We start from the raw sequence: 12389 nt of genomic DNA, 5'->3' as shown, positions 1-12389 counted from the left end.
ATATGAGCATTTTAACGGTTTTGAAATATCCCGACGAACGCTTGCGAACTCAAGCGAAACCGGTGGAAGCGGTGGACGATGCGATTCGTGAGATTATCGACGATATGTTTGACACCATGTATCACGATGAAGGTATCGGTTTGGCGGCAACGCAGGTGGATATTCACCGCCAAATTATTACCATTGACATCGAAGGCGACAAACAAAATCAAATTGTGCTGATTAATCCGGAAATTCTGGAATCATCAGGCGAAACCGGGATCGAAGAAGGCTGTCTGTCGATTCCGGGCTGCCGCGGTTTAGTGCCGCGCAAAGCCTTTATCACGGTCAAAGCGCTTGATCGTAACGGTAACGAATTTACGTTGAAAGCGGATGAACTGTTGGCAATCTGTATTCAGCATGAAATCGATCACCTCAACGGTGTGTTGTTTGTCGATTACCTGTCGCCGTTAAAAAGACAGCGTATCCGACAAAAAATGGAAAAAATGAACCGTTTGGCCGCCAAATAACCTGAATAGCCTCTCGTTTGAGAGGTTTTTATTTTCATCACTTAGACGACGCAGCACATTATGAAACCACTCAAAATTATTTTTGCCGGTACGCCGGATTTCGCCGCTCAGCATTTGCAAGCATTGTTAAACAGCCGACACCGAGTGATCGCCGTTTATACTCAACCGGACAAACCGGCAGGCAGAGGCAAAAAGCTACAGCAAAGTGCGGTCAAACAGCTTGCCGAACAGCACAATTTGCCGGTTTATCAACCGAAATCACTGCGCAATGCCGAAGCACAGCAACAATTGACCGCACTTGATGCCGATGTGATGGTGGTGGTGGCTTACGGCCTGTTATTGCCGCAAGCGGTATTAGACGCCCCCCGTTTCGGCTGCCTGAATGTACACGGTTCATTATTGCCGCGCTGGCGCGGGGCGGCGCCGATTCAAAGAGCGGTTTGGGCAGGCGACCGTGAAAGCGGCGTTACCATTATGCAGATGGATATCGGCTTGGATACCGGCGATATGCTGCATAAAGTCGGTTGTCCGTTAAGCCCCGATGAAACTGCCGCCTCGCTGTATCAAAAACTGGCGAGGATCGCACCACCGGCATTAATTGAAGTGTTGGACGGCTTAGATAACAAACAATTTACCGCAGAAAAGCAACATGAAGCCGACAGCAGTTATGCCGCCAAACTCAGTAAAGAAGAAGCCAAACTGGATTGGAATCTGTCGGCAACACAGCTGGAACGCTGTATTCGCGCCTTTAATCCGTGGCCGGTCAGCTATTTTGTTACCACAGATGAAAAACAGCAGCCGCAAACAATTAAAGTCTATCAGGCAAATGTGCTGCCGCATGTGGCAAAAGCGGCCGGTACGATTTTAGCCGCCGATAAAAACGGGCTTCAGATAGCCACCGCCGATGGGGTGTTAAACCTAACCCTATTGCAGCCGGCCGGCAAAAAACCGATGAGCATTCAAGATTTGCTCAATTCGCGCCGTGACTGGTTTCCGCTCGACCGCACTTTAGCCTGAATAAGGAAATCAGCATGAAAAAATCTCCCGCCCTTTCAACCCGCGCCGCTGCGGCACGGGTTATGCTACAGGTATTGGATCAGGGCAAATCGCTATCTGCATTATTACCCGAAGCCGCAAGTCAAATCAAAGCGCAGGATCTGCCGCTGTTACAGGAAATCTGTTTCGGCATTTGTCGGGTATTGCCGCGCTTGGAGCGGATTATCGGCTTGTTGGTGCAAAAACCGCTGAAAGGCAAAACCCGAATCGTACATTGCCTGTTGTTGGTCGGTTTATATCAACTGTTGTATCTGCGCATTCCGCCACATGCAGCGGTCGATGAAGTGGTGAATGCCGCCAAAATGTTAAAAAGCGACAATTTTCGCGCCTTGATTAACGGGGTTTTACGTGCTTTTTTGCGCGAACGGCAAACTATTTTGGCAACGGTGGATAAACACTGGCAAACCTTGCATCCGGAGTGGTTGGTTAATCGGCTGAAAAAAGATTATCCCGAAAATTGGCGTGAAATTGTCGAAGCCAATAACCAAAAACCACCGATGTGGTTACGGGTCAATCAACAGCATTGTACGACCGCACATTATTTGCACTTATTGGCTGAACAGGGGATTATCGCTGAAGCGGGTTCGCCTGACGGTGCGATTCGATTACAAAGTGCGGTCGGTATCCATCAATTACCGCACTTTGAACAGGGCTGGGTCACGGTGCAGGACAGCCATGCTCAATGGGCGGCATGGCTGTTAGATGCGCAAAACGGTGAACGGATCCTTGATGCCTGTGCCGCACCGGGCGGCAAAACCACCCATATTTTAGAACTCTCCCCACAAGCCGAGGTGATGGCGTTGGACGTTGAAGCCGCCCGCCTGCAACGGGTTAAAGAAAATCTGCAACGCTTGAAACAGCAGGCTGAAATCATTTGCGGCGATGCCGCGCAACCGCAACAATGGCTTGCCGATGAGGCCATGTTCGATCGTATTTTACTTGATGCGCCTTGCTCTGCCAGCGGTGTAATTCGCCGCCATCCCGATATCAAATGGCTGCGTCAAGAACAGGATATTGCCGCATTGAGCGCATTACAACGCCGGATTCTGACCGCACTTTGGCCACGGCTGAAAGTCGGCGGTACGTTGCTGTATGCCACTTGTTCCATTCTAAAACAGGAAAATCAGCAGCAAATCGAGGCTTTTTTGGTAAATCAACCGAATGCAGCCATTGTGCCGATTTTGGGGCAAAACACGGTAAGCGATAAACAATTTTTGCCGACGGAAAATGGCGGTGACGGTTTTTATTATGCTAAATTAGTCAAAACCGCATAATATAACCATTCACGATAATACAAAACGGACGGCGGAAAATGAAAATAATTATCCTCGGCGCAGGACAGGTCGGCGGCACGCTGGCGGAGAATTTGGTCAGTGAAGACAATGACATTACCGTGATTGATAACAATCAAGAGCGCCTGACCACGCTGCAAGATAAATTCGATTTGCGGGCGATTTTGGGCAATGCCTCTTCGCCGCGCGTGTTGCGTGAAGCCGGCGCTGCCGATGCCGACATGCTGGTGGCGGTCACCAGCTCCGATGAAACCAACATGGTTGCCAGCCAGATCGCCTACACGCTGTTCGGTACGCCGAGCAAAATCGCCCGTATTCGTGAAAATGAATATATTCGTGAAAAAGACAAATTGTTTCAACCCGATATCATTCCGATCGATCATATTATCGCACCGGAAAAGCTGGTGATCGATGATATTGCCCGTTTGATCGATTATCCCGGCGCATTACAAATAGCCCATTTTGGCGATGAAAAAATCAGTCTGGTTGCGGTCAAAGCCTATTATGGCGGCCCGTTAGTCGGTTATGCCATTTCCGCCTTAAAAGAGCATTTACCGCACTTGGACGCCCGAATCGTATCGATTACCCGTCAGGAACGCTATATCCGTCCGCAAGCCTCAACCATTATCGAAGCCGGCGACGAAGTGGTGTTCATCTGCGCCACGCCTTACATTCGGGCTGTCATGAGTGAATTACAGCGACTGGAGCGCCCGTATCGCCGAGTGATGATTATCGGCGGCGGCAATATCGGCGCCGGTTTGGCAAAATATCTGGAGGATCGCTGTCGGGTAAAACTGATTGAGCGCAACCCGCAACGGGCGGAACAGCTGGCGGAAAAATTGTCCAAAACCATGGTCTTCGCCGGCGATGCTTCCGATCAATCGTTATTATTCGAAGAACATATTGAAAATATTGATGTTTTTATTGCATTAACCAGTGATGACGAAGCCAATATTATGGCGGCGCTGTTGGCAAAACGGCTCGGTGCGGCAAAAGCAATGGTGCTTATCCAACGTATCGCTTACTTGAACTTGATTCAGGGCGGTACTATCGACATCGGTTTTTCGCCGCAGCAAGCCACTATTTCCGCTCTGCTCGGACATGTGCGCAAAGGCGATGTGCGCAATGTCGTCACCCTGCGTAAAGGCAATGCTGAAGCAATAGAAATCGTTGCCCACGGCGACAAAGAAACCTCTTATGTGGTCGGACGCAAAATCGCAGACCTGAAATTACCGAGCGGCTGTACCATCGGTGCGATTTTACGCGGTGAAAACGCCATTATCGCCAGCAATCATTTGGTGATCGAGGATAACGACCACGTGGTACTGTTTTTAAACGATAAAAAACAAGTGCCGGAAATCGAAAAGCTTTTCCAGCCGACTCCGTTCTTTATTTAACAGCGTGTGATATTTTAACAACAAATTAATCACATTTTAAAAATGTAAAATTAAAAAATATAACTTTACATCTTGTAAAGGATAACTATAATACGCTCCTAAAGTCATTTTGATTAACTTTTGTACAACTTAATTTTTTATTTTTGATAGAGGATCTCGTTATGAGCATGATGAAAGAATTTCGTGAATTTGCAATGCGCGGCAATGTGGTCGATATGGCGGTCGGTGTCATCATCGGCGGTGCATTCGGTAAAATTGTCAGCTCGTTGGTGGCTGATGTCGTTATGCCGGTGCTCGGCATTTTCACCGGCGGCATTGATTTCAAAGATATGCATATCGTCTTAAAAGAAGCCGTGGGCGAAACCGAAGCCGTTACCCTGAATTACGGTGCGTTTATCCAAAACGTATTTGATTTCGTTATCGTTGCTTTCGCTATCTTTATGATGATCAAAGCCCTGAACAAGTTAAAACGTGAGCAACCTGCGGAAGAAGAAGCCCCGGCAGAACCTTCAAGCGAAGAAAAATTATTGACCGAAATTCGTGATTTGTTGAAAAAATAATTCATGAGTCTGGACAAATAAAACCCTTTCGGTACGAATCGAAAGGGTTTTTTTATGTTGATTCAGCTAAATTCATCATCTAACCATGCACTTTTATTTTCATGGTTGGATTTGGCAGCAGACGAAGCTGCGATTAAAATTTAGTAAGGGTGAAAGTGCGGTATCTCATCAGAGTAAAACTAAGTAAATGACAATAAAGGTTATTTTTTACAGTTGAAAAGATTGGTATTGCACGCTGTCTTGGATAGCAAAGAGCGAGTGGAAAAGGTGTTGTTTGAAGAAGATGTTTATATAGCCAGTGACAGCTATGTTTGCTCAAAATGGAAAATACAGAGTACGGATCTTTCAAATGCGAAACTTTGCCCGTTATAGTGCCTAATTGAGTTATTAGCGACATTTATTGTTTTAATCTTGGATTTTATTAGGCTGATTTTAGAAATTAAAGTTTAAATTTCTAAAATAGCTTTATCAAAATTATCATCGAATGTTTTTCGAATCGCTTCAAGTATAATTTTTTTTGACATTGATTTTGCTTTTTCCGAATTTCTTATCCTGATAGGCTCTAGTAGCTCTGCATGTGATTTGAGAGCCGGTAATGTGTTGTCAATATGATCTTCTAATGTTTTGTTTAGTGAAGTTAACATTGCCGTCGATAGCATTCCTTCTAGTGAAGATAAAAAAGGATTTTTACAGGCTTTAACAACGGCGTGGTGAAAGAGAGTGTCCCCCGATAAAAATAAATTCCTGTCGTTTTTGTTAGCGCCTTCCTGCATCATATTGTATCCGTGTTCAATATCAGCTAAATCTTTTACGTTTGAATTTATAGCTGCAATTGCGCATATACTGGGTTCGAAAGTCAATCTTGCTATCAATAAATTTTTAACAAATAGCGTGTTTGTCTGTATTTTTGAGAAAAAATCTAAAATATCGGGATCTAACCAATTCCAGCTCTCAACTTCATTCACGATACTTCTCTTTTTGGGAATAATGGATAGCCGATATGTTTTAAATGTGGATTAAAGGCAATGGCTTTAGCAGTGCGTTTAAAACCGCGCTTCTTGTGCCATTCGTCAATGCGTTCAGCAGCGGTTTGGGCAAATGAGGACAACTCATAGCCGCAAGCAATGCGTTCTTCTTTAATGCGTCTACCCACTCGGCTTGGTATTGGTGCTTACATTTTAGTTGGCGTATATAATTTGGTCGGTGGCAATCATTTTGTCGAATCATTACTCGTCGGGTCTGGTTTACCGCCGATTGGGATTATCCTTATTATGATGCTGATTCTTTTAGTATTGGGATTATTTTTTTGGTTCGGTGTTTTATTTTGTGTCAATATGCAGGTTTCCTTCTTATCTCCGCCTTTTGGTCCCGCTGCTTTTTATTTACACAGTGTTGCACCGGAAGGCATTGAATTAGTCGATATTTTTAAATCGGTCTTACCATTTATTTTACTCCAAATTATTTTATTGACCTTGTTGATTCTTTTTCCTGATATAGCACTTTTTTTAGTGAAATAAAGTCTTTTGGATCACAAGGTGGTAACACGTTTTATCACCATGTTTTTAATCTTTGCGATCTTGCTTCCAAAAATACTATTTCAATTGCCTGAAGTACAATAATTTTGCGATGATAACGTACTTTTATTATCGGGTTTATCACTATGCCGTTAGAATTATTGCTTCGTTTAAACCAAATCCCCAATTTGGGGGCTGCGACTATTTTGCGTTTACTCAAAAAGGTTGCGTTGCAAGATTTGCTGCACTATGGTGCGGCTGAATTGGTGCATTTCGGTTGGAATTCACAACAGATTCAGCGTTGGTTAAAGCCAAATCGGGCGTATATCGATCCCGTATTGGCGTGGCAGGCGCAAAGTGCGGTTAATCAGGTGATAACGATTTTTGATGAAGATTATCCCTATCTGTTAAAACAAATCGCTTCGGCGCCGTTGCTATTATATTTGCAAGGCGACCGCACTTTGTTGAACGAGCGCCAAATTGCGTTGGTCGGCAGCCGTGATTGTTCCGATTACGGTGAGTATTGGAGCCGCTATTTCGCCGGCGAACTAAGCCGGCAGGGCTTGGTGATCACCAGCGGAATGGCGTTGGGCATTGACAGTTACAGCCATCGGGCGGCGCTCGACAGCGGCGGTAAAACCATTGCCGTGCTGGGCAGCGGTTTGAATCAACTCTATCCGAAACGCAATCGCAAACTGGCACAGCGCATTATCGATCAAGGCGCATTGGTCAGTGAATTTATGCCCGACCAACCGCCGTTGGCAGAAAATTTTCCGCGCCGTAACCGGATTATCAGCGGTTTGAGTTTAGGCACGTTAGTCATTGAAGCCGATATCAAGAGCGGTTCGCTGATCACCGCCCGTTATGCGTTGGAGCAAAATCGGGATGTATTTGCCTTGCCGGGGGCGATCCAAAACCGCTTCAGCCGCGGTTGCCATGCGTTGATTAAACAGGGGGCTTTGCTGGTAGAAACCTATCAGGATATTTTAGAAAATTTAGGGCAGGAAGTGCGGTTGCCGCCGTCAAAAAACGCTCGAAAACCAACGATATGCCGCCAATCCGAAACGACAATCGATAACGAACAAACACCTGAGCGACCGCAAACGGTTGACCAACGTCAGGTTGCTTATCCCGAGTTGTACCGACAGATCGGGTTTCAGCCTATCAGCCCCGATGACTTGGCAACAGCGGCTAAGCTGCCGATAGCAACAGTGTTGTCGCAATTGCTGGAATTGGAGCTGGAAGGGGCGGTTCACAGCGTTAGCGGCGGATATTGCCGCCGTTAATTGAATTCTTTAATCTATTCAGGTTAATATACCGCTACCCATGAATAGAATAGTGACATGCCATGCATAAAGAACCGCTGTTTGAGTCCGCCCGCCACGTTGAACACTGTCCGAAGTGCGGTTCGGCACTACAGTTGCGTCGCGGCAAAAAAAAGCTGTTTTTAGGCTGCTCCGCTTATCCGGCGTGTGATTACCTGAAACCGTTACAGCAACACGACAGCAAAATTTTGAAAGTGTTGCAACAAGTCTGCCCGCAATGCGCTCACCCGTTGGTGTTGCGACAAGGGCATTACGGCATGTTTATCGGCTGTAGCCATTTTCCAAGTTGTGATTATATTGTGCACGATGAAGTGGAAAGTGCCGAGCCGCAGCAAAATGTGCCTTGTCCGTCTTGTCAAAAAGGGCTGCTGGTGGCACGTCGCGGCAGACAGGGAAAAGTCTTTTATGCTTGCGATCAATTTCCGAAATGTCGCTTTAGTTTGCCTAATCAGCCGTATAACCGGACTTGCCCGAAGTGCGGTTATACGTTGGCATTTCATAAAAATGAACGCCATTATCAATGCTGTCATAAAGCTTGCCGCCACCAGTTTGAAGTTGAATAAATCGCATGTATACCATCTCGCAATTAGCAGAATTGATTAAACAACAACAGGTTATTGCCTATCCGACCGAAGCGGTGTTCGGATTGGGGTGTGATCCGAACAGTGAAAGTGCGGTGCTGAAATTGTTGGCGTTGAAACAACGCCCGCCGGAAAAAGGGTTGATTGTGATTGCACCGCACTTGGATTATCTATTGCCGTTTATTGATCAACGCCGTTTGCAGACAGAACATTGGCAACGCTTGCAAGCCGATTATGATCGTCCGGTCACTTGGGTGGTGCCGAAAAGTGCGGTCACGCCCGATTTTCTCAGCGGGGAATTTGACAGTATTGCGGTGCGGCTTTGTCACCATGCTGGGGTAACCGCACTTTGCGAAGCGGCACAAACGGCATTGACGTCGACCAGTGCCAATCTCAGCGGTATGCCGCCGTGTCGGACTGCGCAAGACGTGCGATTACAATTCGGCGGGAAGTTTCCGCTCTTGCAAAGTGCGGTCGGCAACGCTGATAAACCGTCGGAAATTCGGGATATTTTTACTAATCAAATTATTAGACAGGGCTAAGTTAATGAATAAATACGCTGTTTGGGGCAACCCGATTGAGCAGAGTAAATCACCGCAGATTCAACAGCATTTTGCCGCACAACACAATATTGCGTTGCAATATGAACGGATATTAGGTGATGAAGTGCGGTTTGAACAGCAATTACAGGATTTTTTTGCCGCCGGTGGACAAGGTTGTAATATCACCGCACCATTTAAAGAACGCGCTTTTCGTTTGGCAGATCAGCATAGCGAACGCTGTTTAAGCGCTGAAGCCTGTAATACGTTGAAAAAAATGCCGGACGGGCGGTTATATGCCGATAATACTGATGGCGCTGGTTTGGTCAGCGATTTGCAGCGTTTGGACTGGTTAAAACCAAATAATACTATTTTAATTTTGGGTGCCGGTGGTGCGACCAAAGGCGTATTAATGCCATTATTGCAGGCTCAACAGAAAATCATAGTGGCAAACCGCACTTTGAATAAAGCACAGCAATTGGCAGAAAAGCTCCAATCATACGGCACAATTCAGGCCGTGGCGTTAGATCAAATTCCCGATCAGCGATTTGATGTGGTGATTAATGCCACTTCCCTTGGATTACAGGGAAAAGTGGTTGAAATTCAAACTGATATTCTACAAAAGTGCGGTGCGGCTTATGATATGCAATACAGCAAAGGCGAAGATACGCCGTTTTTGGCATTGGCGAAAAAATGCGGTACAACTCGTACTACTGACGGAATAGGTATGTTAATTGGGCAGGCTGCGCACGCTTTTGAACTATGGTTCGGAGTCATGCCGGACAGTCAGCGGTTATTGCAGCAGGGCGTTTAGCACGGTTTTCTGCATAAAAAAAGATACACGCATCAGTGTATCTTTTTGATGTTATTCGAGATTAGCCGAAAATTTTAAACCGGCTTTCGTCATCCATATAGGTTTTTTCACCGGCGGCGGCTTCAATACTGCCGAATGGCATTTGTGCACGCAACTTCCAACTTGCCGGGATGTTCCAAGTTTTTGCCACTTCTTCGTCAATAATCGGATTGTAGTGCTGCAATGTTGCGCCTAAACCGGCTTCAGCTAATGCTACCCAAACCGCATATTGCGCCATGCCGCCGGATTGCTCCGACCAAATCGGGAAATTGTCGGCATAAGCCGCAAATTTTTGTTGTAAATCTTCTACGACAGCTTGATCTTCAAAATATAATACGGTACCGAAACCGGCTTTGAAGCTGTTGTTGATTTTGGCTTCGGTTGCGCTAAACGCTTCGGCGGCAACGATTTTTCGCAGGGTTTCCAGCACGATATTCCATAATTTTTCATGCTCTGCGCCGAATAGTATAACGACACGAGAAGATTGCGAATTAAAAGAAGAAGGCGTTTCGCGCACGGTTTGTTTAATCAGTGCGGTTAATTCGGTTTTCGGTAAAGCGACGTTTTTGCCGAGGTTATAAATAGAACGGCGTTTTGCTTGTAATTGGTTAAAGGTGGAACTCATTTATTTTCTCCTGATTTAGGGCGGGTTTTTGGTATCTTATTTTGAACTATTGCCGTTGTAAATGGTAAAAATGTTGATCCACCATTTCACCACAGGAAATAATAACGTCCAAAAGTGCGGTTTGAAAAAGCATAAAATAGTGTTTGACGTTATTTTATAGTGATTTTTTAAAACAAATTACTTTTTAAGCCTGAAAATATGATATATAGTTGCTATGATTAGATATTATCTATTCTTGATTATTTTAACATATTACATTTATTTTAGGAGGTTGAAGTATGGCTCAACATCATGTGCCTTCTTCACGCGAGACATTTTCCGGTCGCCGGGCATTTATTTTTGCTGCGGTCGGGTCGGCAGTCGGTTTGGGAAACATTTGGCGTTTTCCCTATGTAACTTATGAAAACGGGGGCGGGGCGTTTATTCTGCCTTATGTTATTGCGTTGTTAACGGCAGGAATTCCGCTGTTGTTCTTGGATTATGCCATCGGGCATAAATACCGCGGCTCGCCGCCGTTGGCATTCCGCCGTTTATTCGGCGGTATGGAAACCGTCGGTTGGTGGCAAACCATGATTTGTGTGATGATTGGGTTGTACTATGCGGTGATCATCGGTTGGGCGGCATCTTATACCTTTTTCTCGATTAATCACAGCTGGGGCAGTGATCCGGCGGCTTTCTTTTTCGGTGAATACCTGAAAATGTCGAGTGAACCGGGGGTGAGTTTTGATTTTGTCGCCTCGGTGACTTGGCCGTTGATTGCGGTTTGGCTGGTGGTGATCGGTATTTTGGCAATGGGTGTGCAAAAAGGAATTGCCAAATCGTCCGCTATTTTCATTCCGTTATTGTTGCTAATGTTCCTGATTCTGGTGATACGTTCGCTGTTTTTACCGGGGGCGGTCGAAGGGTTAAATACTTTGTTTACGCCGGATTGGTCTAAATTAAGCGATGCTTCCGTTTGGGTGGCGGCATACGGGCAAATTTTCTTCTCGTTGTCGGTCGGCTTTGGCATTATGTTGACCTACTCTTCCTATTTGAAGAAAAAAGAGGACTTGACCGGTTCCGGGTTGGTGGTCGGTTTTGCCAACAGCAGTTTTGAAGTTTTGGCGGGTATCGGGGTTTTTGCTGCATTAGGTTTTATGGCGACTGCCGCGGGCAAACCGGTTTCCGAAGTGGCGGCATCCGGCATCGGGTTGGCATTTATTGCCTTTCCGACCATTATTTCAGAGGCGCCTTTCGGTGAGTTAATCGGTATTTTATTCTTCGGCTCACTGGTGTTTGCCGGTTTAAGTTCGATGATCTCTATTCTGGAGGTGATTATCTCGTCATTTCAGGATAAATGGGGAATGAAACGGGTTAAAGCAACCTTGGTGGTCAGTCTTCCGATGATGCTGGTGTCCGTATTGTTGTTCCCGACAACAACGGGGCTGTCATTACTGGATGTCGTTGATGCTTATGTGAATAATTTCGGTATTGTAGCCGCCGCATTGGTGTCGGTGGTTTTCTTGGTTGCCGGCGTCAGCGCATTGCCGAGTTTACGTAACCATTTAAATGCAACGTCTTCTTTCCGGTTGGGGCGTAAATGGCAGATTTTTGTCGGCGGTATTACGCCGGTAATGCTGGGCTATATTTTAATCACTGAAATCGTTAAACGTTTATCCGAAGGCTATGGCGGTTATCCGGATTGGTTTGTGAATACCTTCGGTTGGGGAATGGCGATAGGTATCGTGGTGGTTTCATTCCTGCTGTCACGGGTTAACTGGTCTAAACGTTCCGGATTATACCAGCATGATATTGATGGTGCGCCGGTTGCGCCGCCGATTTTGGACAGACAACTGGATTATAAAGTGATTAAATTGCGCGAATCGGCCGGTTTAAATATAGCGACCCAGGACGGGCCGGTTAATCAAGTCTCACATGATGAAAAATAGGAGATCCGTATGAGTACGTCAGCAATTATTATGATGGTTATTGCGCTGGTAATTATCTGGGGCGGTTTGGCGACAGCGATTATTCGTTTGATCCATAGTGATAAATAGCTGTAAAAGCGAAATATCCGGCCGTTCTCACAAGGAACGGCCTTTTTTTATACAAAATAATGATGATTTGAGCAAAAAACAGGCGAGCAAATAAAAAAAGGG

The 12389-nt window shown here is 45.8% G+C and carries 13 protein-coding genes and 1 pseudogene; 12 read left to right on the top strand and 2 right to left on the bottom strand.

Features of this window, described 5'->3' with window-relative positions:
- Positions 1-2: 2 nt before the first annotated feature.
- The 5 genes from def (at position 3) to mscL (ending at position 4814) form a co-directional block, all read left to right on the top strand.
- A complete protein-coding gene (gene def, locus OA57_RS00070; RefSeq protein WP_034611814.1) occupies positions 3-509 on the top strand; it encodes a peptide deformylase in 507 nt (168 codons plus the stop codon).
- A 60-nt stretch (positions 510-569) separates the two neighbouring features.
- Positions 570-1526: a methionyl-tRNA formyltransferase gene (fmt, locus tag OA57_RS00065; protein WP_034611811.1), complete on the top strand. Its 957-nt coding sequence runs from the start codon at positions 570-572 to the stop codon at positions 1524-1526.
- A gap of 14 nt (positions 1527-1540) precedes the next feature.
- A complete protein-coding gene (rsmB, locus tag OA57_RS00060) occupies positions 1541-2839 on the top strand; it encodes a 16S rRNA (cytosine(967)-C(5))-methyltransferase RsmB (RefSeq protein WP_034611808.1) in 1299 nt (432 codons plus the stop codon).
- A 38-nt stretch (positions 2840-2877) separates the two neighbouring features.
- Positions 2878-4254, top strand: coding sequence for a Trk system potassium transporter TrkA (trkA, locus tag OA57_RS00055; protein ID WP_034611806.1), 1377 nt, complete (start codon positions 2878-2880; stop codon positions 4252-4254).
- Between the two features lie 161 nt (positions 4255-4415).
- Entirely contained in the window at positions 4416-4814 is a 399-nt protein-coding gene (mscL, locus tag OA57_RS00050) for a large-conductance mechanosensitive channel protein MscL (protein ID WP_034611803.1), read from the top strand.
- A gap of 446 nt (positions 4815-5260) precedes the next feature.
- Here the strand turns inward: mscL and OA57_RS00045 are convergent, their stop codons facing one another.
- Positions 5261-5779: a FadR/GntR family transcriptional regulator gene (locus OA57_RS00045; protein WP_052122301.1), complete on the bottom strand. Its 519-nt coding sequence runs from the start codon at positions 5777-5779 to the stop codon at positions 5261-5263.
- A 159-nt stretch (positions 5780-5938) separates the two neighbouring features.
- On the opposite strand from OA57_RS00045, the gene OA57_RS00040 reads away from it, so the two are divergent.
- From OA57_RS00040 to aroE, 5 genes are all read left to right on the top strand, one after another.
- Positions 5939-6331 carry a TRAP transporter large permease subunit gene (locus tag OA57_RS00040; protein WP_084589829.1) on the top strand — a complete coding sequence of 131 codons (393 nt, stop codon included), beginning with the start codon at positions 5939-5941 and terminating at the stop codon, positions 6329-6331.
- 137 nt (positions 6332-6468) lie between these two features.
- On the top strand, positions 6469-7614 hold the full coding sequence (gene dprA, locus OA57_RS00035; RefSeq protein WP_034611799.1) for a DNA-processing protein DprA: 1146 nt from the start codon (positions 6469-6471) through the stop codon (positions 7612-7614).
- 62 nt (positions 7615-7676) lie between these two features.
- Entirely contained in the window at positions 7677-8216 is a 540-nt protein-coding gene (locus OA57_RS00030; protein WP_034611797.1) for a DNA topoisomerase family protein, read from the top strand.
- 5 nt (positions 8217-8221) lie between these two features.
- Positions 8222-8776: a Sua5/YciO/YrdC/YwlC family protein gene (locus tag OA57_RS00025; RefSeq protein ID WP_034611795.1), complete on the top strand. Its 555-nt coding sequence runs from the start codon at positions 8222-8224 to the stop codon at positions 8774-8776.
- Between the two features lie 4 nt (positions 8777-8780).
- Positions 8781-9587, top strand: coding sequence for a shikimate dehydrogenase (aroE, locus tag OA57_RS00020; protein WP_034611793.1), 807 nt, complete (start codon positions 8781-8783; stop codon positions 9585-9587).
- A gap of 61 nt (positions 9588-9648) precedes the next feature.
- Here aroE and OA57_RS00015 read toward each other — a convergent pair whose 3' ends face one another.
- On the bottom strand, positions 9649-10251 hold the full coding sequence (locus OA57_RS00015; protein WP_034611792.1) for a nitroreductase family protein: 603 nt from the start codon (positions 10249-10251) through the stop codon (positions 9649-9651).
- 278 nt (positions 10252-10529) lie between these two features.
- On the opposite strand from OA57_RS00015, the pseudogene OA57_RS00010 reads away from it, so the two are divergent.
- Together OA57_RS00010 and OA57_RS12300 are read left to right on the top strand one after the other, a co-directional pair.
- Positions 10530-12011, top strand: a pseudogene (locus tag OA57_RS00010) (sodium-dependent transporter); the annotation flags it as partial.
- A 177-nt stretch (positions 12012-12188) separates the two neighbouring features.
- Positions 12189-12287: a methionine/alanine import family NSS transporter small subunit gene (locus OA57_RS12300; protein WP_034611790.1), complete on the top strand. Its 99-nt coding sequence runs from the start codon at positions 12189-12191 to the stop codon at positions 12285-12287.
- Positions 12288-12389: the final 102 nt, after the last annotated feature.

This window comes from Chelonobacter oris (assembly GCF_000772535.1).
Classification (GTDB): domain Bacteria; phylum Pseudomonadota; class Gammaproteobacteria; order Enterobacterales; family Pasteurellaceae; genus Chelonobacter; species Chelonobacter oris.
Note: the sequence above shows the minus strand (reverse complement) of the source record. Positions and strands in the feature narration are given on the sequence as shown.